We start from the raw sequence: 23,326 nt of genomic DNA, 5'->3' as shown, positions 1-23,326 counted from the left end.
GTTTTCACCAACGCGTTTCATCCGCTCAGGGGGAAGGGGAGTGTCCGTCGCAGGCCCGTCCGGTCGGGGGCGGGTCGGCCTCCGTCGGAGGTCGGCTTCAGGGTCGCTTGAGTCGCTGTCCATCGGGCCGTGCAAAAACCTGATGGTATTTCAGTCATTGTGGCCGGACTCGTCGAGGCGGGGGAGCGACCGACGGGCAGCGACCGGAGTGTGCCTGGGTCGCTCCCGGTCGCTGGTGGGAAGTGCCAGGTCAGGGGCCTGGGTTGGGGTGATCAGCGACTGAAGCGACTCAAGGGTCGGGTATATGAGGGCATTGGCGCGTGCGTGCGCGTGTGCGCGTGTGCGTCATATATAGGGACCTAGAGTCGCTTCGGTCGCTGATTCTTGGCTTTCGAGGCTGCGACCTGCGGTTTCTCTCGTGGCGTGGAGAGCGACCGGCGACGCCTGGGTCGCTGGGGTGGTTGCACTTCAGTCGCTGGGCCCCCAGAAGAACCCGGTTCGCCGCTCGTCCGCTTCGCTACTCTGTCCTCGTTGCTCAGTCGCTTGGGTCGCTGACGGGGGGTGCGATGGCCTCTGAGCTGGGGGAGTGTCGCAGTCATGCACCACAACCGGCGTTAACCGGCCGGTCGCTGGCCATCGCCCGATGGTGCGCGGCCCGGGGCTGGCCGGTTCATCCGCTCGCGCCGGGACGCAAGACCCCGGCGGGCAACTGCGACGTCTGCCGGACGCCGGGACACACGTACCGGGGGTGCGGCTGCGCCGCGGCCGGTCGCTGGTGCCACGGGTTCCACGCCGCCACGCTGGACGCCGAACGCGTCGAGCAGTGGTGGGGCGGTCATCCCGGCCTGGGCGTCGGGATCGCCTGCGGGCCCGCCGGGCTCGTCGTCCTCGACATCGACGCCCATGAGCGCCTGCTGCCGCAGCGGGACCGGCTGCTGCCAGGCATCGGGATCGGGCCGGACGTCGACCTGACGGGACTGGCCGACGGCTTCCACACGCTCGGCGTCCTGGCCGCGCTGCGGGACGCCGTCACGCCGGCGGACGACGACACCACCCTGCGGGTCCGCACCCCCTCGGGAGGACTGCACGTGTGGTACCGGGCCCGTCCGGGACATCGCTGGCAGTGCTCCACCGGGTCGGGCACCCGCGCGCTGGCCTGGCAGGTCGACGTCCGGGCGCACGGCGGGTACATCGTCGCCCCCGGCACCGTGACCGAGGCCGGGGTGTACCGGCCCGTGGGGAGGGTGCGGGAGCCCGCCCCGCTGCCGGACTGGCTGGCCCGGGAACTCGAACGGACCGGACATCTGCCGCCCGCAGCCGTCCCGTCGCCCCGGCCGGTCCCGCCGCGGGCCCGGCAGGCCGTCCTCGCCGCCGGGGGCGGACAGGACGGCGCCGTCCGCCTCCTGACCGCACTGCTCGCCGAAGTGGCCGCCTGCGCCGCCGCACCCGAGGGCGCGGGCTTCACCGAGAAGCTGAACCGTGCCGCGTACACCGCCGGGGGACTGATGGCCGCCGGACGGCTCGACGGGACGGAGGCGGAACGCCTGCTGCGGGAGACGGCCGAGCTGGCCCGTCCGGGACAGCAGCGGCGCTATGAAGCCATCATCCGCAGCGGCGTGAACGCCGGCACGCTGCGACCGCTGCACTCGGAGGGGCGCTCATGACGTCAGGCAACGGCAACACCCTCTTCGATCCGCAGGCGGTGGCCGCCCAGATCCTGTACGCCCAGCCCGAGCAGAAGCAGAAGACCCCGCCGAGCACCGGGGGCGGCGCGAGCGCCGGGCAGGGCGAGGTGAGCGCCGACGGGCTGCTGCCCGACACCCTCAGCGACCGCGGCAACGCCAAGCTCTTCGTCAAGCTGTACGCGAGCGACTACCGGCACGTCCCAGGGCTCGGCTGGTTCCGCTGGGACGGCACCCGCTGGCGCATGGACGAGGACGACACCGTGATGTGGGCCGCCGGCGACCTGGCCGAGTCCCTGGCGTCCACCGACCCGCGCGGCCACTTCACCTCGGCTGCCCTGCAACAGCACCGCAGACGGGCCCTGAGCACCAGCGGCATGAACGCGATGCTCACCCAGGCCAGATCCGCCCCCGGCATGGTCCTCGGCGCGGCCCTGCTGGACGCCGACCCGTACGTGCTGTGCACCCCGGGCGGCATCGTCGACCTGCGGACCGGGCAGCTCCGTACCCCCGACCCGAACAAGGACTTCCACTCCCGCTCCACCACCGTGGCCCCCGAGCCCATACCCACCCCCCGCTGGCAGCGGTTCCTCACCGACACCTTCGGCGACGGCCCCGAGGGCGCGGAGATGATCGGCTTCCTGCACCTGCTGCTCGGCTACTCCATCACCGGGGACGTCGGCGGCCAGGTGATGCCGTTCCTGTTCGGCTCCGGCAAGAACGGCAAGTCGGTGCTGCTGGACGCCCTGGTGAAGCTGCTCGGCGACTACGCCGACGCGGCCCCGCCCGGCTTCCTGATGGCCCGCCCCTACGAGGGCCACCCCACCGACCTCGCCGAACTGCACGGTCGGCGCGTCATCGTGTGCAGCGAGGTCAAGCCCGGCGACCGCTTCGACGAGGCCCGCGTGAAGCTGCTCACCGGCGGCGACCGCATCAAGGCCCGCCGCATGCGCCAGGACTTCTTCAGCTTCGCCCCGACGCACAAGCTGTGGCTCCTGGGCAACCACCGGCCCGAAGTCGGCACCGGGGGCTTCGCGTTCTGGCGCCGGATGCGGCTCATCCCGTTCGAGCGCGTGGTCTCCGACGACCGCAAGATCGACAATCTCGCGGACGTCCTCGTCACCGAGGAGGGCCCCGGCATCCTCAACTGGCTGATCATGGGCGCCCGCCGGTACCTGTCGGGTGAGCGGGACCTCGCCGGTCCCGAGCGCGTCAGGATCGCCACCACCGCCTACGCCGAGACGGAGGACCACACCGGCCGGTTCCTGAGCGAGTCGTGCCGGCTCGAGCCCCCGCTGAGAGCGGAGCAGGCCCAGCTGTACGCCGCCTACAAGACGTGGTGTCAGAATGACGGAGCCCCGGCCGTCTCGTCCCGCGCCTTCGCGGCAAGGGTCCGCGAGGTCGTGGGACTGGCCTCGCCCAAGGAGATGATCCTGTCCAACCAGCGGAAGTACTACCCGGGCATCGGACTGGTCGCCGACGAGGAGACAGCATGAGCGCTCTCATCGGAGAGGACGAGATCTTCCACGAGGCCGGACTGGTCTGGCTGGAGGACATAGCCGGTCTCGACTACGTCCGCCAGAGCCTGGACCGGCTGCCGACCCGGCGCGGCAAGCCCGCCTACCACCGCGACGGGCGCATGGTCGGATACGCGCTGCTGGGGCCGCAGGCCAAGCCCTCCCGCTCGTCGGGCACCTTCCGCCGCCGGGTCTTCTGGCTGCTGCCGCACGACCGGGACGCCGAGCCGCAGGGCCTGTACGCCACCGGGGCGCCCGCGGAGGCCGTCGACCCGCGCACCCTGTCGCCGGGCAGCAAGGGACGCAAGACGGAACGCTCGGAGGGCGGCCCGCTGTCGTCGGCGGTACGGGACCCGGGGAAGAAGCTGTGGCTCTGAGCGGGCGTCACGCCGCTCCCGCGGCATGGACATCGCGGGAGCGGCAGGCGGCTCAGCCGGCACAGGCGGCGTAGGCGGCGCAACAGGCTGAGGCGGTGCAGCGGACACGCCGGTCGCTCGGAGAGCGGAGAGCGCGGGCCGGGTTCTCCGCCGTACTCCGCTCCGGTGAGCGGCCGCGCGGTTCCCGGAGGGGGGACGCACCGTCTCCGTATACGGCGGCGCGGGTTCCGTATACGGTCGCGCGGCCCTCGGGTGCGGCCGCTCCGGGTGCGGTGGCGGTTCGCGAGAGCACACGAGGGGGGTGCGCCGGTGCAGTGGCCCGCAGGCGGGCCCGTTCTCGTTGACGGCGGCTCCGTGAGGGAGCGGTTTTGCCGTCGTCCTATGCAGGTGAGCGCTTTCCTCCGGCGACCGGCGCGGGCCTCGCGAGGATTCGCTCTCCTGGCGCGGTGCCGGTGGCGCTCCGGAGGTCCGCGTTGCTGGCGGGAACTGTTGTGGGCAGGGTGGTGATCGTCTTCGGGGGGTGCGGTGAACGGTCCCGATTCGTGACATCGTGCAGGCCTTGAAAAGAACCGTCCAATCGGTATATTCCTTGGCGACAGCCGCCCCGGCCGCCGGACGGACGGGCCGGCTTCCGACGTCACAGCAGGGGGAGGGGCGTGCATGCGTGTGTTTTCTCCCAGGCCGGACCGGCCCTTGCCGTCCCCCGGAACCCCTGCCGCTGCCCATCGAGGTCAAGGGGAGGTCCTACGGTGAACAGTCGTGTGCGTGCGCAGGTCGTGATCGTGGGGGGAGGCCCCGTCGGCATGCTGCTGGCGGCCGAGCTGGGGGACTACGGGGTCGGCACCGTTCTGCTGGAAGCGCGGGCGTCCGTCTCGGAGCGGCCCAAGGCCTCGGTGCTGCATGCCAGGGCGTTGCAAGGGCTGGCCCGGCGTGGGTACTTCGGTGAGCTGGTGCCCAGGGCGGCGACGGCGACGGGGGTGACCGAGGCCCCGTTCCGCTTCGCCGGCATACCCGGCCTGTCCCTCACCGTCCCGGCCTCGGAGCCCGGCCCTCTCCTGAAGCGTCCGCAGGCCGAGCTGGAGCGCCTGTTCGAACAGCGGGCGCGGGCCGCGGGCGTGCGGGTCCTGCGGGAGCACCGGGTGACCGAGGTGGGCCAGGACCAGGACGGCGTCCGCGTTCTGGCCGAAGGCCCGTCGGGACCCGTGGAGTGCACGGCCCGGTATCTGGTGGGGGCGGACGGCGGGCGCAGCACGGTCAGGGAGCTGGCGGGGCTTCTCTCGCAGACCTATCCGGCCACGACCTCCGGGCTGGCCGGGCTGGTGACGCTGGAGGACGAGGACGATCTGCCGTCCGGCTGGCACCGCACCCCGCGCGGCTGGATCGTCGCCCGCGACATCCCCGGCGCCGGCACCCACGTCAAGACCCTCGACTGCTCCCGTGCCCATCCGGAGCGTCATCTGCCGCCGACCGCGCGGGAGTTGGGCGAGGAGCTCGCCCGGATCGCCGGGAAGGAGATCGCGTTCAGCCGGCCGCGCTGGCTCAGCCGGTTCAGCGACTTCGCCCAGCTCGCCCGCTCCTACCGCCACGGGCGGGTCTTCCTCGCGGGGGACGCGGCGCACATGCACTTCCCCGTCGGCGCCCTCGGGCTGAGCACCGGCGTGCAGGACGCCCTCAACCTGGGCTGGAAGCTCGCGTTCGTCGTGCGCGGGCTCGCGGGGGACGACCTGCTCGACACCTACGACACGGAGCGCCGGCCCGCCGCCCGCAGCGTCATCGACAACACGCGGGCCCAGCTCGCCCTGATGCGCTCCGGACCCGAGATCGACGCCCTCCAGGCCCTGTTCGCCGGACTGGTCGCCGCGGACGGGGGGAGCCGGCACCTCAGCGATCTGGTCAGTGGTCAGGGCATGGTGCTCCCCGCGCGCACCCGGCACGCCTCCCCATGGGAAGGAAGGTTTCTTCAGAACATGTCCCTCCACACCCGCGAGGGCCGGGCGGACGTGATCGGGCTCCTGCGGGCCGGACGGCCGCTGCTGCTCCTGTTCGGGGAGACCGGCGGCCGCTACGCCGGACAGGCCCGCGACTGGGCCCAGGCGGTGAGCACCGTCCACGTCGAACCCACCGACCGGATTCCGTACGACGCCCTGCTGGTGCGGCCCGACGGGTATGTCGCCTGGGCCTCCGCCCCCGGCGGGGACCGTCTGGAGGACGCGCTGGAGCTGTACTTCGGCGCCCGCCCGGCCCGCGCCGAGCAACGGCTGGCCGTGACGGGCGCGGGAGCGTTCAGCTGACGGCGGCCGCCGGCTGCCGGTCCAGACGCCGCCGGATCTCGTCGTAGATCGCCTCGCCCCGTGTCTCGGACAGGTCCAGCAGGGTGAGAACGGACGGCCCGGCGATCCCGGGGAACAGATGGTGCAGCAGTGCGGAGGTTCTGAACCCCAGGTCCTGGTAGTCGCTGACGACCTGGGACATCGACTGCACGCCCGCGAAGGTACTCACCACGATGTCGGCGGTCACGGAGGGCACGATGTGCGGCAGCAGCTCGCCCTGGTCCTGGGCCTTCTCCAGCAGCCCGCAGCACACGGAGCTCCAGCGCATGAAGGGGCCGCTGCGGTCCAGGCCCTTCGCGTGCTGGTCCATGCTCAGCCGGACGCCCGCGCGCACCATCGGGTCGGACTGAAGGCGGTAGGCGTGCAGCAGCACCGCGTCCGCCAGCTCCTGGAGCTTGTAGGCGCGCTCGGGGATCACGAACCGCTGGTCCTGCTCGTTGAGCACGCCCTGGGCCAGCTGTTCCTTCGACTCGAAGTGGAAGTACAGGGCGCCCTTGGTCACACCGGCGGCGCTGAGGATCTCGGAGATGGTCGCGGCCTGGTAGCCGCGCTCCTCGAAGACCTTCGCCGCCGCCTCGAGGATGGTCCTGCGCGTGCGGAACGCACGCTCCTGCTTCACCACTTGGCGGTCCTCCCGTTCGTGGAGATCACATCGGTCAGCATCGGTCAGCGGAGCTCAGGGCCGACTTCCTCAAAAAACCGCCCAGTTTGTATCTTACAACCGGTGGTGCGCGCCGCCTCAAGAGTCGGGCAGCAAGCGCTTCGCATTCCGGTGCCGTACCAGCACAGGAGGACAGCGGTGATTCTCGTGACAGGCGCCACCGGCACCACGGGACGGGAGGTGCTGCGGGGGCTCCCCGCCGGCCTCCCGGTACGGGTACTGGCCCGGGATCCCGCGCGCGTGGAGCGGGCGGCGGCCCACCGGGCGGAGATCGTGACCGGCGACTACGGTGATCCGCGGTCGCTGGACCGCGCTCTTCGGGGGGTGAGCCGGGCGTTCCTGCTCACCAACCGGGTGGGCGGCGACGACGACGCGCGCTTCCTGCGCGCCGCGCGGTCGGCGGGGGTGCGGCACGTGGTAAAGGTGTCCGCGGCCGCCGTCGCGGACACCGACGCGGACGACCTCGTCACCCGCTGGCAGCGCGCCAACGAGGACCTGCTGGTGAACAGCGGGATGCGGTGGACGCTGCTGCGCCCGCGCGCCTTCATGTCCAACACCCTGTCCTGGGCGCGGCCCATCGCCGCCGAGCGGGTGGTGCGCGCCCTGTACGGGACGTCGGTCAACGCGTGCGTCGACCCGCGGGACGTGGCGGCGGCGGCGGTGTGCGCACTGACCGAGGACGGTCACGAAGGGCGGATCCACACCCTGACCGGGCCCGCGCCGATCAGCGCGGTCGAGCAGACGGCCCAGCTCGCCCGGCTGCTGGGCAGCCCCCTGCGCTTCGAGGAACTGTCCCCGGACAGGGCCCGCGCCCTGCTGGGCAGGCGTCATCCCGCGCCCGTCGTCGAGGCGTTGCTTGCGTCGGCGCGACGGCAGCGGGCGGGGGCCAAGGTGCGCGTGGAGGACACCGTCCACCGCCTGACCGGCCGCCCGGCCCGCCCGTTCGCGACCTGGGCCGAGGACCACCTCGCGGCGTTCAGGACCGACGAGCCGACGACGCCGGCGCTCACTCCACTGGCGGGGTGACCACCCGGTCCGACACCGATCGACCGGCGGACGGCCGGAACAGGCCAGGCGGTATCAGCTCGCGCTGGCGCCCCGGGCAATGAGCCGGCGTGGCGTCAGGAGGAATGATCCTTCTTGCGGTGGTTGGTGATGCTGGCGGGGGCGCCGCTGTAGTTGCAGTCGGCGCACTTCTCCCACGAGCAGTCCGGATCGCTGACGGCGGCATGGCGGACGGAATGGTGCGAGCCGAAGCCATGGGCGTGGAGCAGCTGAGCGACGGACCCGTCGTACATGAGGGCCATGAGGGCTGCTTCGGCGATCTTGTCGTGGCCGGCGGCGAAGAACTTGCCCAGGCCGACGTCCTTCCCGCAGCCGCACCAGCACTTGCCGGTCGGGATGAGGCGAGGCTTCTCATTGATTGGCATTAACCCAAGGTATCAACCCTTGGGTTGAAGTCAAGGAATATATCCAAGGATTCCATTCAAGGATTGCGTCGGTGAGCGGGCGTCCGGCAGCGAGATGAGTCCCTGTGCAACAGGAGTGCGGTGGCGCGGACTTGGCGCGGATGCCCTTGGGCTTCGGCAGGGCGATGAGGGCCAGGTCGTCGATGTGCGCACGGCTCCTGTCCCGGCGCGCGTTCCGGTGCCGACCGCCGCGGTGCCCCCCGCGGTGATCACGGGGTCGCCTCGGCCGATCCTGTTGTCCGCGGTCGACCGGGGAGGACGACGCGGTCCGACGGGCCCGGAACGGCCCCGCCTGGGGTACCCCGGACCTGGTGGGGGGCAGGGCAGGTCCGGGGGTTGGGTGTTCTGGGTGGGTCAGTCGGACGGGGTGGCTCTCAGGGTGGTGGTGAAGACGGGCCGGCCGTCCTGGTGGCCGGTGACGAGGACGGTTTCCGGGGCGTCGGGGGCGTCCTGGGGCAGGTGCAGGGCGTCGATCAGGCAGGGCAGGTCCAGTTCCGCGTACCTGTGGAACTCGCAGTCGAGGCCGACCGGCAGGATCGAGGCTCCGCCGAGGACCGCGGTGGCGGCCTGGCGGGCGGCCTCCAGGAGCACCATGCCGGGGACGTGGTCGACCTCGTGGTCGAAGAGGACGGGGTGGCGGGTGTCCATGCGCAGCTGCCAGCGGTCCGGCTCGCCGGTGGGGGAGAGGACCACGTCGGTGGGCGAGAGGCGGCCCACGGTCGACGGCGCCACCGGAGCCGTCAGCGGGAGGGGGCGGTGCCCGGGGTCGAACACGCGCTGCGGGCGCAGTCGCCGGTACACGGCCGGCGCGATGGTGGTGAAGGAGAACCGGCCCGACGCGGCGAGCCGGCCCTCGCGCAGCACCCTGGCTTCATAGCGCATGCCGGTCAGCCGCCCGCCCCGCTTCCTGACGTCGGTACAGGTGACGTCGATGTCCAGGGCGGCGGGGGCCGGGCCCACGCCGATCTCCTCGGGATGCACCGTGAGGGTCAGCCCTTCCATCAGGAACTGGTGCCCGAAGGGGACGCCGAACTCGGCGTGGGCGAGCAGGGCGCCGATCTGACGGATCGTTTCAGCGGCCATCAGCGGATCGTGGTGGGTCCTGTTCGCCATGGTGAAGAAGCTGTGGCCGCGCGGCCACTGGGCGGTCATCGTGAACCGGGTGTCGCTCAGGCGCTGCCAGCCGGTCAGCATGACCTCGGCGACGGCCGCCCGGTGCACCAGCTCCCGGGGCACCGTCGTGGTCAGGTGACCGTTGAGCAGCGCGGGCGACCAAAAGAAAGGGGACTGGGCGTCTCGTACCGCTGCCTGCTCGATCGACGGGCCTTCGAACCGGAACGTGCTCGCAGTCATCGCTCCCCCTGGACGAGATGGGTGATGGGGCTGTGAGGGGAAAAAATAAAGGGCAGCCGGGTTTGTTTCCAGAGGAATCGGGGCCTCCGCGCGGGAACCTCGGCCGGCGCGCCCCGCGACGGGCGCCCCGGTTGTGCGCGGTCCGTCGATTCTCCAGCGTTTCTCCAGGTCATGGCCTGGGCGGCGGCCGGGGCGCTCAGGCCGCTCGATCCGGCGCCTCAAGCGGCAGTGAAGCGTCTCTGTAGCGCGGTGGCGGACGGTGGCCGGGACCGGAAGGAGCCGGACATGGACGAGACGGGCGTCATGCCCCTCGCGCTGCGGGTCGAGCGCGGGCGGGCGGACGACGACGAACTGGCGGCGGTGGCCGTCGTGCTGTGCTCGGTGCTGGCAGGGCGGGCGGAGGCGGCCCGCCGGCAGGAGCCGCTCGCCGACGTCCCGCCGTGGCGCCGTCCGGAGCGGGCCGGCGTGCAATGGCGCTCGCCGTTCTGCTGGCGATAGACGACAGGTGCGCCCGGCCGCGGGCCGACAGGCGCTTTGTCCAGGGCTGATTCATGTCTGCGCGCCCTCACGCCCCCTGTGAACCGCATATGCGGTTTGTTAATCTGGGCACAGTCCGGCCGCGCTCATGAGGGAGGAGGCACAGTGACGGTGCTCAACGACGTTCTCGAGGTGACCGCCGAACCTTCGGACGCGCGTGGTCGCGTGGCCGAGCTGCACGGGATCCGTGCGCAGGCGCTGGCCGGCCCGAGCGAGAAGGCGACCCGGGCGCAGCACACCAAGGGCAAGCTGACCGCGCGGGAGCGGATCGAGCTGCTGGTGGACCCGGGGTCCTTCCAGGAGGTCGAGCAGCTGCGCCGGCACCGGGCGAGCGGGTTCGGGCTGGAGGCCAGGAAGCCGTACACCGACGGGGTCATCACGGGGTGGGGGACGGTCGAGGGCCGCACGGTGTTCGTGTACGCCCACGACTTCCGCATCTTCGGCGGCGCGCTGGGCGAGGCGCACGCCACGAAGATCCACAAGATCATGGACATGGCCATCGCGGCGGGGGCGCCGCTGGTCTCCCTCAACGACGGTGCGGGCGCCCGGATCCAGGAGGGCGTGTCCGCGCTCGCCGGGTACGGGGGCATCTTCCAGCGCAACACCCGGGCGTCCGGGGTCATCCCGCAGATCTCGGTGATGCTGGGCCCGTGCGCGGGCGGCGCGGCCTACAGCCCGGCCCTGACCGACTTCGTCTTCATGGTCCGCGAGACCTCGCAGATGTTCATCACCGGCCCCGACGTGGTCAAGGCCGTCACCGGTGAGGAGATCACCCAGAACGGCCTGGGCGGCGCGGACGTCCACGCCGAGACCTCCGGCGTCTGCCACCTCGCCTACGACGACGAGGAGACCTGCATCGCCGAGGTGCGCTACCTGCTCTCCCTCCTCCCGCAGAACAACCGGCAGTTCCCGCCCGAGGTGCCCTGCTCCGACCCGCAGACCCGCCGCTCCGAGACGCTGCTGGACCTGGTCCCTGCCGACGGCAACCGGCCCTACGACATGACGAAGGTCATCGAGGAGATCGTCGACGACGGCGAGTACCTGGAGGTCCACGAGCGCTGGGCGCGCAACATCATCTGCGCCCTCGCCCGCCTCGACGGCCGGGCCGTCGGCATCGTCGCCAACCAGCCCCAGACGCTCGCGGGCGTCCTGGACATCGAGGCCAGCGAGAAGGCCGCCCGCTTCGTGCAGATGTGCGACGCCTTCAACATCCCGATCGTCACGCTCCTGGACGTACCCGGCTTCCTCCCGGGCGTCGACCAGGAGCACGGTGGAATCATCCGCCACGGCGCGAAGCTGCTGTACGCCTACTGCAACGCGACCGTGCCCCGGATCTCACTGATCCTGCGCAAGGCGTACGGAGGCGCCTACATCGTCATGGACAGCCAGTCCATCGGGGCCGACCTCACCTACGCGTGGCCGACGAACGAGATCGCCGTCATGGGCGCCGAGGGCGCCGCCAACGTCATCTTCCGCCGTCAGATCGCCGAGGCCGACGACCCCGAGGCCATGCGGGCCCGCATGGTCAAGGAGTACAAGTCCGAGCTGATGCACCCCTACTACGCGGCCGAGCGCGGCCTGGTCGACGACGTCATCGACCCGGCCGACACCCGCGAGGTCCTCATCAGGTCCCTGGCCATGCTGCGCACCAAACAGGCCGACCTTCCCCCACGCAAGCACGGCAACCCGCCGCAGTAACGGAGCACCCCGAATGGTCAGACAAGAACGAGCGCTGCGCACCCGCGAGGCACTGATCGAGGCGGCAGCCACCGTCTTCGACCGGGACGGCTTCAACGTGGCGTCGCTCACCGCGATCAGCTCGCTGGCCGGAGTGAGCAACGGAGCGCTCCATTTCCACTTCGCCAGCAAGGCCGGAGTGGCCGACGCGGTCGAAGAGGCCGCGTCGCGACGGCTCGACACCATCGTCACGGCCCACGAGGGCGCGGTCGGCAACGCTTTGCAGCTCCTGGTGAACACCTCGCACGACCTGGCCCGCCGGCTCGGCGAGGACGTGGTGCTGCGCGCGGGCTTCGACCTGAGCCGTGAACAGGCCCACCGCAGCGACCGTGACCTGTACCGCCAGTGGCACGAGTGGGTCGAGGGGGCGCTCAAGCGCGCCGACGGCGAGGGAGTGCTCAACGAGGTCACGCCCGAGCAGGTGACGTCCTCGGTGGTGGCCGCGACCACCGGCTTCGAGGTGCTGGGCGCGCGGGACCCGCAGTGGCTCTCGCGCCGCACCGTCACCCGGTTCTGGCACCTGCTGCTGCCGCGACTGGCCACGCCCGCCGTGCTCGACGACCTCGTGGCGGCCGGCGGCCCCGCCCCGTCGGCCCCGGCCGGCGGCCGCCGCGGGAACACCGGCCCCTCCGGGACGGGCTGAGGGGGCCGGGGCTCGGGGGCGGCGGACCGGGTGCGGGCCGCCGGTTCCTCCGGGCATGGCGCTGCGATCAGGGCACGACGGGCCGGGCAGGCCGGGCCGGGTGGGGCGGGGGACTGCCCCCGCATTTCCGCTTTCCGCTTCCCTCTGCGTTCATGCGCCGTGGTCGCGCGCGGCGGCGAGAACGCTGCCGTCGAGGGCACTGCCGTCAAGTGCGCCCGTGTTTCCGCCCGTTCACGCCGTCACGTGGGGGCGGGGCCGCCGGGACGCGGGGGATGTCGTCCCGGCGGCCCCGGGGAGCGGGGCCGCCCGGGGGCGGTTCCGCCCGGTCAGACGGCGCTGAGAACGGCCGCCGAGTTGAAGCCGCCCCGGCCGCGGGCCAGGACCAGGGCGTGCCGCACGGACGTCTCGCGGGGCGCGGTGACGAGGTCGACGGGGCAGTCCGCGGCGGGCGCGGCGGTCCCGGTCGTCGGCGGGATCACCTGGTCGCGCAGCGACAGCAGGGCCGCCGCCACGTCCAGCGAGGCGCCCCCCGCCAGCAGCCGTCCGGTCATCGACTTCGGCGCGGTGACCGGCACGCCCCGGGGGCCGAACAGGGCCGCCAGGACCTCCGCCTCGGCGCGGTCCGCGGCGCGCGCGCCGGCCGCGTCGGCGAACACGACGTCGATCTCGTCGGGCCGCACCCCGGCGTCCTCCAGGGCCAGCCGCGCGGCGTCGCCCAGGCGCGGGGCGCCGGCGCCGTCGAAGGTGGCCGCGTAACCGGTGAACGCCCCGTACACGCGGGCGTCGCGCTCGCGGGCGGCGGCCTCGCTCTCCAGGACGAACAGGGCGCCGCCCTCGCCGACGACATGACCGCGGGCCGCGGCGTCGAACGGCAGGTAGGCGCGGGCCGGGTCGGGCACGGGGCTCAGGTCGCCGGCGGCGAGGTGGGCGGCCCAGCCCCACGGACACAGCGCCGAGTCGACGCCGCCGGTGACCATCAGCCGGGCGCCCTTGCGGATCTGACGCCGGGCGTGGGCGACGGCGTCCAGACCGCCGGCCTGCTCGGCGACGACGACCCCGCTGGAGCCGCGCAGCCCGTGCCGGATGGAGATCTGACCGGTGTTCACTGCGTAGAACCAGGCGAAGGACTGGTAGGCGCTGACGTGCTGGCCGCCCTTGGACCACAGGGCCTGCAACTCGCGCTGGCCGAACTCGAAGCCGCCCGCGGAGGACGCGGTGACCACCCCGGCGCCGTACTCGGGCAGCGCGGCGGGTCCGGTGCCGCAGTCGTCGAGGGCCTCCTGGGCGGCCGCCAGCGACAGCCGGGTGACCCGGTCGGTCTGCGTCAGCAGCCTGCTGGGCAGGTGCTCGTCGTCGCGGAAGTCGGGGACCTCGCCGGCGATGCGCACCGGGTAGCGGGAGGCGTCGAAGCGGGTCACCGGGCGGATGCCGCTCTCGCCGCGCAGGGTCGCCGCCCACCAGGCCTCGGCGCCCAGCCCGTTGGGGGCGACGACGCCGATGCCGGTGACGACGGAGCCGAGGGTGGCCCGGACGTCCGCGCGGACGGCGGGACGGTCCAGTGTGGCTGTGGTCATGCCGCCTCCTGAAGTCGCGGCCGGGTCAGGACGATGGCGCTCTGGAAGCCGCCGAAGCCGCTGCCGACGCTGAGCACGGTGTCGGTGCGCTGTTCACGCGCGGTGAGCGGGGTGTAGTCGAGGTCGCAGGCCGGGTCGGCCTCGTGCAGGTTGGCCGTCGGCGGCACGGTGTTGTGCTCGATGGCCAGGGCGCTGGCGGCCACCTCCAGCGAGCCGATCGCGCCGAGCGAGTGGCCGATCATGGACTTGATGGAGCTGACGGGCACCCGGTAGGCGTGTTCGCCGAGGCTGCGCTTGAACGCGGCGGTCTCGTGCCGGTCGTTCTGCTTCGTGCCCGAGCCGTGCGCGTTGATGTAGTCGACGGCGGTGGCGTCCAGGCGGGCCTCGTCGAGCGCCGCACGGATCGCCTCGGCCATCTCCACGCCGTCCGACTTCAGCCCCGTCATGTGGTACGCGTTGCTGCGCCCGGCGAACCCGGCGATCTCCGCGTAGACATGGGCGCCGCGCCGCCGGGCGTGCTCGAACTCCTCCAGGACCAGAACGGCCGAACCCTCGCCCAGCACGAAGCCGTTGCGGGAGCGGTCGAAGGGGCGCGAGGCGGTCTCCGGCTCGTCGTTGCGCGGGCTGGTCGCCTTGATGGCGTCGAAGCAGGCCACCGTGATCGGGGAGATCGGCGCCTCGGTCGCCCCGGTCACCATCACGTCGGCGCTGCCCTCGCGGATCAGGTCGACGGCGTGGCAGACGGAGTCGATGCCGGAGGTGCAACCTGTGGAGACCAGCGAGACCGGGCCCTGGGCGCCGACCGCGACGGCCACCTCGGCGGCCATGGAGCTGGGCACGAAGTAGTCGAAGAGGTGGGCGACCGCCCGGGTGTGGTCGACCTCCCAGGTGCTGCCGTTCTCGCTGACCACGCCGTACTCGTTGTCGAGGCCGGTGGTGCAGCCGACGGCGCTGCCGAGGGTGACGCCGGTGCGCACCGGGTCGAGGGCGCCGGCCAGTCCGCTGTCCTCGACCGCCTCACGGGCGCTGACGAGGGCGAACTGGGCGGCGCGGTCGAGACGGGCGGCGTCGGCGGCGCCGATGCCGTGGGCGACCGGATCGAAGTCCGCCTCGGCGGCGATGCGCGAGCGGAACGTGCTCGCGTCGAACAGGGTGATGCCGCGTGTGGCGGTGCGGCCCGCGGTCAGCGTGTCCCAGAACGCGCGGGTGCCCACGCCGCCCGGGGCCACGACCCCGATGCCGGTGATGACGACCCGCCTCATCGTTTGTCCCTCACAGTTGTCCTCCAAATATGAGCTCAGGTACGAGCCGGGTGCGCCGCACCACGCGGCAGGCGCGCCCGATCAGCCGGGGCGCGTGCGGGCCGCGGAAGAAGAAGTGGTCACCGGGGACCGTGCGCCGGACGAACCGGCCGGTGGTCCAGCGGGCCCAGCCGTCCAGCGTCTGCGCGCCGACGGCGGGGTCGTCGCGGCCGCCGACGGCCAGGACGGGGGCCGCTACGGGGCCGTCCGGGTCGGCGAGCGCGTCGGCGCGCAGCGCGTGGGCGAGTCTGAGGTCGTCGCGCAGCACGGGCAGCACCCGGCGGTACCAGAGGCTGCCGGGGGCGGCGAGCGCACGCTCGGGCGCCGCGCCGAGAGCGGCCGCGAACCGCAGCAGGCGCTCGTCGGTCAGGTCGTCCTCGTGGCCGGGCGACGCGGTCTGCGGCGGGGGGCTCCCGCCGACGGCGAGGCAGGCGGGGGCGGGCAGCCCCCGGGCGGTCAGGGCGCGGGCGAGGGTGTAGGCGACGACGCCGCCCAGGCTGTGCCCGTACAGCACGTACGGGCGGCCGTCGGCGACCTGGCCGGCCAGCGGTTCGAGGAGCGCGTCCAGCAGTTCCTCGCGCGAGGTCGCCCGGGGTTCGCGGCGTCGCGCGCCGCGGCCGGGCAGCATCACGGGCACGGTGCTCACCCCGGGGCCGGTCTGCGTGCGCCAGTGCGCGAATCCGGACACGCCCGCGCCGGCGTGCGCGAAGCAGTAGAGCGTGACCGGCGAGTCGTCCCGCATGGTGTTCGCACCTCCTCGGCCGCCGTGGGCATGAGCGCATCGGCTGCTTCCGAGCGTCGCCGACGTGCCTGGAGGAAGACTCGAATCAACCATGTGCGCGAACGCGGCGGTGGCGCGGGGCCGTTGCCGACGGCGGCCGCGACGGTACGGCGGGGCGGGCGCCGGTCCTCAGACGGCGCACGTCGTGGAGTGGGGGGCCGTCCTCACCGGTGGCGGCACCGAACCCTTCGACGACGCCGCTGCCGCCGTCGCCGTCGGACCCGTCGGCGTGGTGGTCAGCGCGTGGGCCGCGAGGGCCGGGGCCGCGCCCACGTAGGCGGTGGGGTCGAGCAGGCGCTCCAGCTCTTCGGCGCTGTGGTGCGCGGTCACCTCGGGCAGGGTGCTCAGAACCGCCAGCAGTGGCAGCCCTTCACGGTCCGCGGTGAGCGAGGCGCCGGCCAGCAGGTCCTTCGCGCGCGTCCTGCCGATCCTGGGGGCGAGCCGGGCCGCGAGGCGTTCGGTGACCACCTGACTGCCGGTCAGGTCGAGGTTGCGGCGCATCCGGGCCGGGTCGGGCGTGAGGCCCTCGGCCAGCTCGGCTGCCGTCACGGCGGCGCCGCCCGCCAGCCGCAGCGCCTCGCGCAGCAGCAGCCACTCGGCGTGCCACACCCCGGCCGGGCGTTCGTCCTCGGTCACCAGACACTGGGTCAGGCCCGCGGTCAGCAGCGGCACCTGAAGGGCGGCGCTGCGGATCAGCGTGGACAGCACGGGGTTGCGCTTGTGCGGCATGGCGGAGGAACCGCCCCGGCCCGCGACCGCCGGCTCGGCGACCTCCGCGATCTCCGTGCGGACCAGCACCTGGACGTCGGCGGCGAGCTTGCCGAGGGCGCCGGTGGTGAAGGCGAGCGCCGCCGCGGTGTCCGCGACCGGGGTGCGCAGCGCGTGCCAGGGCAGGGCGGGGCGGGCCAGGCCGGTCTCGGTGGCGAACGCGTCGACGAGCTTGTCCGGGTACTGCCCGGACGTCGTCCCGTTCTCGTCCGGCCCGGCGAACTCCAGGTATCCGGCGAGCGTGCCCGCGGCCCCGCCCAGGGAGGCGGGCAGGGCGTCGCGGGCGGCCCCGACGCGGGCGGCGGCGTCCAGGACCAGCCGGCGCCAGCCGGCCGCCTTGAGCCCGAACGTGGTGGGGACGGCGTGCAGGGCGAGAGTGCGTCCCGCCATGACGGTCCCGCGGTGCCGGCCGGCGAGCGAGGCGAGCGCGCCGGCCGTGCGGTCCAGGTCGCCGAGGATCAGGTCCAGTGCCCGCCGGCACATCATCATCAGGCCGGTGTCCAGCACGTCCTGGCTGGTGGAGCCGCGGTGCACGTACTCGGCGGCGTGCGGGTCGTCGGCGGCCACCGCGTCGGTCAGGGCCTTCACCAGCGCCACGACGGGGTTGGCGCTCTCCCGGGCCTGGAGCGCCAGCGCGCGCGGATCGAACCGCTCGGCGCGGGCGGCGCGGGTGATCGCGTCGGCGGCGCTCGACGGGACGGTGCCCAGGGCGGCCTGGGCCCGCGCGAGGGCCGCCTCGGCGTCAAGCATGCATTGCAGCCAGGCCGTCTCGCTGACGGCTTCCTCGACGGCCGTTCCGGCCCGCACGGGGGAGAACAGACCGGCGTCCGGGCCGCCGTCGAAGACGGGCGTCGGGGGGTTCATGGCGTCATCTCCAGCAGGTCGGCGGGAAGGCCGGGGGAGCCGGTGGGGGCGGGAAGGCGGGGGCGGCCGGCGAGGGCGACGGGCAGGCGGGCGGGGCCCAGGCCCAGCACCGTGCGCGCGATGGCGTCGGAGTCGCCGAGGATCACCGAGTCGACGCCCGGCCGGATGCCGGCCGCCGTCACCCAGTGCACGGACTCCGTCGGGACGCCGTAGGCGAAGCGGCGCGGGTGGGCCCGGCCGTGCGCGTCCACGGTGTGGTAGGGCCGTTCGGAGACGGCGAGGCCCCCCGACTCGTAGGCGCCGCCGCGGGCCGTCGGCATCCGGTAGGGCGCGGCCTGGCCGGTGGCGAGCAGGTGGCGCAGCAGCGGGTCCTCGGTGCCGCGCAGGTCGGGCTCCGGCAACCGGGCCTCGATCAGCGCCCGCGCGTGGACGGGCGGCGCGTCCACGTCGTCGGCCGTGGCCGTGAACACGGCCCGGTCGCCGTCCGTGGCGAGCGTGACACGGGTGCCGGGGCCCAGCGGGCGGACCACGTCGGCCTCGATCAGCGCGCGCAGTTCCTCGATGCGCGAGACGGGCGGGCCGATCGACAGATAGGCGTTGAGCGGGGTGTACCAGCCGGCCAGCTCGTCGCGGTAGGAGTCGCCGTCCAGGCCGCCGTGGTCGACGGCGAGGCGTATCTCGTTGCGCAGGTCGCGCAGGACGTCGAGGGCCGCCTTGAGCGGTCCGCCGACGTTCCCGGCGCGGGCCTGCCGGACGTCCTCGGCCAGATGGCCGAGCAGCCACCGCCGGAAGTCCGCGCGGTCGCGGAAGCGCCGGCCGGCGGTGGGGCGCTGGATCAGGTCCCAATTCCACCGTCTGGCACGGTCGATGCCGTAGTGGCCGACGAGACGCTCACGGGCGGCGGCCGTTCCGGCCGCGAGGTAGGCGGGCACGAACGCCGCCGCCTCCCGCACGCGCCCCTCGGCGCGCAGCAGCGTCTCGTAGTAGACGCTCTCCACCTCCAGGCGGATCAGCGGCCACAGGTCGGTGCGGAAACGGGCCGGTGCGCCGCCCGGACGCCGCAGCGCCTCCACGGCCTCGGGGGTCAGCACCCGCGGCAGGTGCCGCCCGTGCGGGCCCTTCTCGTTCTCGCCGCGCGCGTGATGGGGGACGCCGCGGCGCGAGCCCGCGTAGATCAGCGGCTCCCGGCCGGAGGGCAGGTAGACCAGCCGCCCCGAGCGTCTGACGAACGCTCCGCCGCGGCCGAGGGTGAGCAGCGCCATGCCGTCGAAGAAGTTCAGGCCCAGCCCGCGCATCAGGACGGCCCGCCCCGGCGGGACGGCGGACAGGTCGAGGTCGGCGGGGTTGGCAGGTCCGATGTACGTCAGCCCGTGCCGCGCGGCCGCCCGCGACCACGCGGACTCCTCGGGCGAGGGGCGTCGCGGCACATGGCCCTGGGCGAGGACCACGGCGTCCAGGCCGCGCAGGCGCACGCCGTCGGCGAGGGTGAGGACCTGCGGGCCGCCCGGCTCGGCCTCGTCGCGCAACGCCACGGCGTGCGTGCGGTGTTCGACGACCAGGCAGTGGGCGGGCGCACCGCGCACGATGCGCCGGTAGCAGTCCCGCAGATAGCTGCCGTAGAAGGCGCGGGTGGGGTAGGCGTCCGGGTGCAGGGCCGCCGCCTCGGCGTACGTGTCCTCGCCGAACCGGTCGGCGGGCCCGGCCAGGACGACGGTGCGGGCCCATTCGTACAGGTCGGGCCCCCGCTCCACCGGCCCCTTCATCGCGACCGTGTCGTCGGTGAACACCGTCACCTGGGAGGCGACGGTGTTCATCAGCAGCAGCCGCGACTGGTCCGTGCGCCAGACCCGCCCGGCGCCCGGCCGGCACGGGTCCACGAGATGGATCGTCACCCGGCGCGGCGAGGGCGCGGCCCGTTCGTTGGCGCAGATCCGCTCCAGCACCGACAGGCCGCGGGGCCCGGCCCCGACGATGCAGATCCCGAGGTGCCCGGCGGCGCTCATCGCGTGCCTCCGGGGCCGCCGGGTGCTTCGCAGGCCGGGGGCGGGGTGTCGCGCCGCTGCCGAGGGGACATGGCCGGTGCTCTCCTCACGTCGGTCCGCCGGCGGCCGTCGCCGCGGGCGCGGGGGCCATCCCCACCGGCGGCTCGTCGCCGAGCGCGGCCAGCGCCTGCGACACGGTCGCCGAACCGCCCGCCAGGCCGGGCAGTTCGCACAGCAGCCGGGCGCACTGGCGGACCAGCCGCGCCGCGTCGTCGTCGGCGAGCCGGGCCCGGTCGTGGACGGCGGCCAGGACGAGGCCGTCGTCGCCGTCCCGGTGGGCCGACAGGGTCACGGGGAAGACGGTGGGCGTGCCGGCCGCGCGCGGCGCGTCGACGCTGACGCCCCGCGCGGCGAGCGCGGAACGCAGGGTGCCGGAGCCGCGCCGCTGCTGCTCGAAGGCGACGAGGCTCTCCACGAGCCGGTCGTCCGCGCGCCGCCCGCTCCACTCGTGGATCTGCGCCAGCGACACCCACTCGTAGGCGGCCAGTTCCAGTGCCTGGTCGCGCAGTTCGGCCAGCAGCCCGGCCATGGGCGCCGCGGGGTCGACCCGGACGGCCATGGGCAGGGAGTTCGTGAGCAGACCGGGCAACCGCTCGACGGAGTCGAGGGCGACGCCGCGGCCGGAGACCCGGACGCCGAAGCCGACCACGGCGGGCCCGGCCGGGGCGCCCGCCCGGTACAGCAGCAGCGCCCACACGGCCTGGAGCGCGCCGGCCTCGGTGGACGCGCAGGACGCCGCCCATGCGCGCAGCCGCCCGACGGGCCCGGCGCCCAGACGGACCTCGGCGCGTGCGGACCCGGTCAGCCCGGTGGCCGGACCCTCGACGGCGGGCAGCACCAGGGCGGTGGCGCCGGGGGCGGCCGAGGACCAGAAGTCACGGGCGGGCGCGGTGTCCTGACCGGCGAGCCAGCGGGCGTAGTCCCGGCAGTCGGGCCGCCGGTCCCCGCCCGGCAGCCGGCCGCCGGCCAGGTAGGCCCGGTAGAACTCGTCGAGCAGGACGGACACGCTCCAGCCGTCCAGCACGACGGTGTGGAAGGTGAGCAGGATCCGCACGGACGGCGGGCCGCCGTCGGCGGGGCGCGGCTCGTCGAGGAGGGTGAGCCGCAGCAGGCCCGGGCGGCGCAGGTCGAAGTCGCGCAGCCGGTCGCGTTCGCGCAGCTCCTCGAAGCCGACGGAGCCGGCCGGGTGGCGGACGACCTCGGCGCGGACGTGCTCGTGCAGCACCAGGCGCGGTTCGGCGTCCCCGTCGAAGGCGGCCCGCAGCACGCTCTCGTGGTCGAACACCGACTGCCAGGCCGCCGTGAACCGGCCCGTGTCCAGCGGCCCCCGCCAGCGCCAGTGCAGTTGCTCCACGTAGCGGCCGGTGCCCTGCTGGGCGAACGCGTCCGGGAGCAGGGCGCGCTGCTGAGGGGTGACGGTGACCGGCACGCTCGCCGGGGGCACGGCGCCCGGGGGTCCGTCGCCGCCGGGCCCGTCCGCTCCGCTCGCGGCGAGGGCCGCCAGCGCGCGCCGGTCGGTTCCGCCGTCGGGCAGCAGGGGGATGTGCGGGACACGGTGCAGACAGGCCGGAACCAGGTGGGACGGCAGCCGTGACCGCAGGGCGGCGCGCAGCTCGGCGGGCGGGGTGCGGGTCACCACGTGGGCGACGATGCGCAGGGTGCCCGCGGCGTGCCGGGCCGCGTGGACGGCCGCGTCCCGCACACCGGGCAGCGACACGAGGGCGGCGCGCACCTCGCCGAGTTCCTCCCGGTCGCTCATGTGGTCTCCCTGTGTTCGGCGGCAGGACGGGACGGACCCGGTCCGCCGCCGTGTGCGCGCCGCAGACCTGACGCACCGCCGGCGGCCGTCCTCGGGTCCGTTCTCGCCACGCTCATCACAGGGCCCGCGAGTCGAGTCCGGCTGTGGCCCCGCTCGTGGGGCGGTGGTGGCGGCGGCCGCAGAGCCGCCCGCGGCGGCGCACGGGCCCGTGGCGCACGGCCCGCGCGACGACCGGGGTACAGGGCCTTGCGACCGTTCCTCGACCCGTGGTCCAGCGGAGCGCCCGAGGATGCCGCAAGGCGGGGAGGTGAGGGCACCTCCGTTCGGCGTGAGGAGTGCGTATGCGCAAGGTCGTTTCCCGTGACGGCACCACGATCGCCTACGAGAAGGCGGGTGACGGGCCACCGGTCGTGCTTCTCAACGGGTCGTTCCGCGACCACACGATCTTCGACGCGCTCGTGCCGGAGCTGGCGCCGTACTGCACCACCTACGTCTACGACCGCCGTGGCCGCGGCCAGAGCGGAGACGCCCCGCAGTACGCCGTGGCCCGCGAGATCGAGGACCTGGAGGCGGTCATCGAGGAGGCGGGCGGGTCGGCGGTGGTGTTCGCCGGGTCGACGGGGGCGAACCTCGCGATCGAGGCGGCGCTCGCCGGCGCCCCGATCACCAGGCTGGCGCTGCACGAGCCGTTCTACCGGGTCGGCGGCTTCCCCAAGCCGCCGTGGAACGTCGCCAAGACGCTGCGGGTCCTCATGGAGGAGGACCGGCGCACGGAAGCGGTCGAGTACTTCCTCGGCAGCTTCCTGGGGCTGACCCCCGACACGGTCGCGCAGTGGCGCAAGGGGCCCATCTGGGCCGTGAACGAGGCGAACGCCCACACGCTCGCCTACGACGTGGCGATCTGCGGCGACTGCGAGGTCCCCGCCGACCGGCTCGCCGGCTATCGCACCCGCACGCTCGTCCTCAACAGCACCGGCACCGGCGACTGGCTGCGTGCGGCGGCGCAGGCGACCGCGGCGGCCCTGCCCTACGGCCGGTCGCTGGAACTGCCCGGCTCCTGGCACCGGATCGACATGGACGTCCTCGGCCGGACCCTGGCCGAGTTCGCCACCGCCTGACGCCTTTCCCTTCTTCCTCCGGCACGTCACCTCACGTTCAGGAGAACACCACCGTGACGACAGCTCACACCCTGGCCGCCGGGGCCACAGCGGAGGCAGCCACCGCTGCCGCCACCCGCGAGCGCGGCGCCACCGTGTGGCTGACCGGGCTGCCGAGCGCGGGCAAGACCACCCTGGCCCGCGCGGTCGCCGAACGGCTGGCCGCCACCGGCCGCCGGGCCGAGGTGCTCGACGGCGACGAGATCCGCCGGTTCCTCTCCCAGGAACTGGGCTTCACCCGTGCCGACCGGCACACCAACGTGACCCGGATCGGCTTCGTGGCGCAGACGCTCGCCTCCCACGGCGTGCTGGTGCTCGCCCCGGTCATCGCCCCGTACGCCGCCTCCCGTGCCGCGGTCCGGGAGCGCCATGCCGCGCACGGCACGGAGTACCTGGAGGTGCATGTGGCGACTCCCGTCGAGGTGTGCTCGGTGCGTGACGTGAAGGGCCTGTACGCCAGGCAGGCGGCGGGCGAGCTGACCGGCCTCACCGGGGTCGACGACCCCTACGAGGCGCCCGAGGAACCCGACCTGCGGCTCCGCACGGAGGGCAGGTCGGTCGCGGACACCGCCGCCGACCTGCACGCCTTCCTGACCGAGAGGGGCCTGGCATGACGGTTCTGACGCGCAGTGCGGCCGGGCCGGTGCGGGACACCACGACGGTCTCCCATCTCGACGGCCTGGAGTCGGAGGCGGTGCACATCTTCCGTGAGGTGGCGGGGGAGTTCGAGCGGCCGGTGGTGCTGTTCTCCGGTGGCAAGGATTCCATCGTGAT

General features: G+C 73.8%; 19 protein-coding genes and 1 pseudogene. 11 read left to right on the top strand and 9 right to left on the bottom strand.

Annotated elements, in window-relative coordinates; all coding sequences use genetic code 11:
• The first annotated feature begins 566 nt into the window (after positions 1–566).
• From ACGFSH_RS33260 to ACGFSH_RS33245, 4 genes are all read left to right on the top strand, one after another.
• Positions 567–1,664, top strand: a complete 1,098-nt coding sequence (locus tag ACGFSH_RS33260; RefSeq protein ID WP_393355115.1) for a bifunctional DNA primase/polymerase — start codon at positions 567–569, stop codon at positions 1,662–1,664.
• Positions 1,661–3,178 carry a phage/plasmid primase, P4 family gene (locus tag ACGFSH_RS33255; RefSeq protein WP_393355113.1) on the top strand — a complete coding sequence of 506 codons (1,518 nt, stop codon included), beginning with the start codon at positions 1,661–1,663 and terminating at the stop codon, positions 3,176–3,178. The genes ACGFSH_RS33260 and ACGFSH_RS33255 overlap by 4 nt, the downstream gene beginning before the upstream one ends.
• Positions 3,175–3,576 carry a DUF6009 family protein gene (locus ACGFSH_RS33250; protein ID WP_329417960.1) on the top strand — a complete coding sequence of 134 codons (402 nt, stop codon included), beginning with the start codon at positions 3,175–3,177 and terminating at the stop codon, positions 3,574–3,576. Before ACGFSH_RS33255 ends, ACGFSH_RS33250 begins: the two co-directional genes overlap by 4 nt.
• A gap of 749 nt (positions 3,577–4,325) precedes the next feature.
• Positions 4,326–5,867 carry an FAD-dependent monooxygenase gene (locus tag ACGFSH_RS33245; protein WP_393355111.1) on the top strand — a complete coding sequence of 514 codons (1,542 nt, stop codon included), beginning with the start codon at positions 4,326–4,328 and terminating at the stop codon, positions 5,865–5,867.
• On the opposite strand, the gene ACGFSH_RS33240 is transcribed toward ACGFSH_RS33245, so the two are convergent.
• On the bottom strand, positions 5,860–6,528 hold the full coding sequence (locus ACGFSH_RS33240) for a ScbR family autoregulator-binding transcription factor (RefSeq protein ID WP_393355108.1): 669 nt from the start codon (positions 6,526–6,528) through the stop codon (positions 5,860–5,862). The genes ACGFSH_RS33245 and ACGFSH_RS33240 overlap by 8 nt on opposite strands.
• A 177-nt stretch (positions 6,529–6,705) precedes the next feature.
• Here ACGFSH_RS33240 and ACGFSH_RS33235 point away from each other — a divergent pair, with 177 nt between their 5' ends.
• Complete coding sequence (locus ACGFSH_RS33235) at positions 6,706–7,593, top strand: NAD(P)H-binding protein (RefSeq protein WP_393355106.1); 888 nt, start codon at positions 6,706–6,708, stop codon at positions 7,591–7,593.
• Between the two features lie 95 nt (positions 7,594–7,688).
• Here ACGFSH_RS33235 and ACGFSH_RS33230 read toward each other — a convergent pair whose 3' ends face one another.
• Together ACGFSH_RS33230 and ACGFSH_RS33225 are read right to left on the bottom strand one after the other, a co-directional pair.
• Positions 7,689–7,997, bottom strand: a complete 309-nt coding sequence (locus ACGFSH_RS33230; protein WP_393355104.1) for a hypothetical protein — start codon at positions 7,995–7,997, stop codon at positions 7,689–7,691.
• Between the two features lie 393 nt (positions 7,998–8,390).
• Entirely contained in the window at positions 8,391–9,389 is a 999-nt protein-coding gene (locus ACGFSH_RS33225) for a ScbA/BarX family gamma-butyrolactone biosynthesis protein (RefSeq protein ID WP_393355102.1), read from the bottom strand.
• Between the two features lie 285 nt (positions 9,390–9,674).
• Between ACGFSH_RS33225 and ACGFSH_RS33220 the strand changes: the two genes are divergently transcribed.
• The 3 genes from ACGFSH_RS33220 to ACGFSH_RS33210 all read left to right on the top strand — a co-directional run bounded on the left by ACGFSH_RS33220 (position 9,675) and on the right by ACGFSH_RS33210 (position 12,306).
• Entirely contained in the window at positions 9,675–9,887 is a 213-nt protein-coding gene (locus ACGFSH_RS33220) for an acyl-CoA carboxylase subunit epsilon (protein ID WP_393355100.1), read from the top strand.
• Positions 9,888–10,031: 144 nt separating this feature from the next.
• Positions 10,032–11,624 (top strand): acyl-CoA carboxylase subunit beta, encoded by a 1,593-nt coding sequence (locus tag ACGFSH_RS33215; RefSeq protein WP_393355098.1) that lies wholly within the window; start codon positions 10,032–10,034, stop codon positions 11,622–11,624.
• Positions 11,625–11,637: 13 nt separating this feature from the next.
• Positions 11,638–12,306 carry a ScbR family autoregulator-binding transcription factor gene (locus tag ACGFSH_RS33210; RefSeq protein WP_393355096.1) on the top strand — a complete coding sequence of 223 codons (669 nt, stop codon included), beginning with the start codon at positions 11,638–11,640 and terminating at the stop codon, positions 12,304–12,306.
• Between the two features lie 326 nt (positions 12,307–12,632).
• On the opposite strand, the gene ACGFSH_RS33205 is transcribed toward ACGFSH_RS33210, so the two are convergent.
• The 6 genes from ACGFSH_RS33205 to ACGFSH_RS33180 all read right to left on the bottom strand — a co-directional run bounded on the left by ACGFSH_RS33205 (position 12,633) and on the right by ACGFSH_RS33180 (position 21,395).
• Positions 12,633–13,880, bottom strand: a complete 1,248-nt coding sequence (locus tag ACGFSH_RS33205) for a ketosynthase chain-length factor (protein WP_393355094.1) — start codon at positions 13,878–13,880, stop codon at positions 12,633–12,635.
• Positions 13,877–15,142, bottom strand: a complete 1,266-nt coding sequence (locus ACGFSH_RS33200) for a beta-ketoacyl-[acyl-carrier-protein] synthase family protein (protein WP_329417936.1) — start codon at positions 15,140–15,142, stop codon at positions 13,877–13,879. The genes ACGFSH_RS33205 and ACGFSH_RS33200 overlap by 4 nt, the downstream gene beginning before the upstream one ends.
• Positions 15,143–15,152: 10 nt before the next feature.
• Positions 15,153–15,923: a thioesterase II family protein gene (locus ACGFSH_RS33195; protein WP_393355092.1), complete on the bottom strand. Its 771-nt coding sequence runs from the start codon at positions 15,921–15,923 to the stop codon at positions 15,153–15,155.
• Positions 15,924–16,091: 168 nt separating this feature from the next.
• A complete protein-coding gene (gene pcaB, locus ACGFSH_RS33190) occupies positions 16,092–17,594 on the bottom strand; it encodes a 3-carboxy-cis,cis-muconate cycloisomerase (protein ID WP_393355090.1) in 1,503 nt (500 codons plus the stop codon).
• Positions 17,591–19,597: an FAD/NAD(P)-binding protein gene (locus ACGFSH_RS33185; protein WP_393355088.1), complete on the bottom strand. Its 2,007-nt coding sequence runs from the start codon at positions 19,595–19,597 to the stop codon at positions 17,591–17,593. Before ACGFSH_RS33185 ends, pcaB begins: the two co-directional genes overlap by 4 nt.
• Before the next feature lie 85 nt (positions 19,598–19,682).
• Positions 19,683–21,395, bottom strand: a complete 1,713-nt coding sequence (locus ACGFSH_RS33180; protein WP_393355086.1) for a condensation domain-containing protein — start codon at positions 21,393–21,395, stop codon at positions 19,683–19,685.
• A gap of 341 nt (positions 21,396–21,736) precedes the next feature.
• Between ACGFSH_RS33180 and ACGFSH_RS33175 the strand changes: the two genes are divergently transcribed.
• The 3 genes and pseudogenes from ACGFSH_RS33175 to ACGFSH_RS33165 form a co-directional block, all read left to right on the top strand.
• Positions 21,737–22,513, top strand: coding sequence for an alpha/beta fold hydrolase (locus ACGFSH_RS33175; RefSeq protein ID WP_393355084.1), 777 nt, complete (start codon positions 21,737–21,739; stop codon positions 22,511–22,513).
• A gap of 71 nt (positions 22,514–22,584) precedes the next feature.
• Positions 22,585–23,166: an adenylyl-sulfate kinase gene (gene cysC / locus ACGFSH_RS33170; protein WP_393355234.1), complete on the top strand. Its 582-nt coding sequence runs from the start codon at positions 22,585–22,587 to the stop codon at positions 23,164–23,166.
• Positions 23,163–23,326, top strand: a pseudogene (locus ACGFSH_RS33165) (sulfate adenylyltransferase small subunit); the annotation flags it as partial. The gene cysC and the pseudogene ACGFSH_RS33165, both read left to right, overlap by 4 nt.

It is taken from the genome of Streptomyces sp. NPDC048481 (genome assembly GCF_043200075.1).
Classification (GTDB): Bacteria; Actinomycetota; Actinomycetes; order Streptomycetales; family Streptomycetaceae; genus Streptomyces.
Note: the sequence above shows the minus strand (reverse complement) of the source record. Positions and strands in the feature narration are given on the sequence as shown.

Coding starts and splice junctions, on each gene's coding strand:
- ACGFSH_RS33260 (WP_393355115.1), top strand. CDS start 567: ATGGCCTCTGAGCTGGGGGAGTGTCGCAGTCATGCACCACAACCGGCG.
- ACGFSH_RS33175 (WP_393355084.1), top strand. CDS start 21,737: ATGCGCAAGGTCGTTTCCCGTGACGGCACCACGATCGCCTACGAGAAG.
- pcaB (WP_393355090.1), bottom strand. CDS start 17,594: ATGAACCCCCCGACGCCCGTCTTCGACGGCGGCCCGGACGCCGGTCTG.
- ACGFSH_RS33195 (WP_393355092.1), bottom strand. CDS start 15,923: ATGCGGGACGACTCGCCGGTCACGCTCTACTGCTTCGCGCACGCCGGC.
- ACGFSH_RS33200 (WP_329417936.1), bottom strand. CDS start 15,142: ATGAGGCGGGTCGTCATCACCGGCATCGGGGTCGTGGCCCCGGGCGGC.
- ACGFSH_RS33220 (WP_393355100.1), top strand. CDS start 9,675: ATGGACGAGACGGGCGTCATGCCCCTCGCGCTGCGGGTCGAGCGCGGG.
- ACGFSH_RS33210 (WP_393355096.1), top strand. CDS start 11,638: ATGGTCAGACAAGAACGAGCGCTGCGCACCCGCGAGGCACTGATCGAG.
- ACGFSH_RS33250 (WP_329417960.1), top strand. CDS start 3,175: ATGAGCGCTCTCATCGGAGAGGACGAGATCTTCCACGAGGCCGGACTG.
- ACGFSH_RS33180 (WP_393355086.1), bottom strand. CDS start 21,395: ATGAGCGACCGGGAGGAACTCGGCGAGGTGCGCGCCGCCCTCGTGTCG.
- ACGFSH_RS33205 (WP_393355094.1), bottom strand. CDS start 13,880: ATGACCACAGCCACACTGGACCGTCCCGCCGTCCGCGCGGACGTCCGG.
- ACGFSH_RS33230 (WP_393355104.1), bottom strand. CDS start 7,997: ATGCCAATCAATGAGAAGCCTCGCCTCATCCCGACCGGCAAGTGCTGG.
- ACGFSH_RS33255 (WP_393355113.1), top strand. CDS start 1,661: ATGACGTCAGGCAACGGCAACACCCTCTTCGATCCGCAGGCGGTGGCC.
- ACGFSH_RS33185 (WP_393355088.1), bottom strand. CDS start 19,597: ATGAGCGCCGCCGGGCACCTCGGGATCTGCATCGTCGGGGCCGGGCCC.
- ACGFSH_RS33225 (WP_393355102.1), bottom strand. CDS start 9,389: ATGACTGCGAGCACGTTCCGGTTCGAAGGCCCGTCGATCGAGCAGGCA.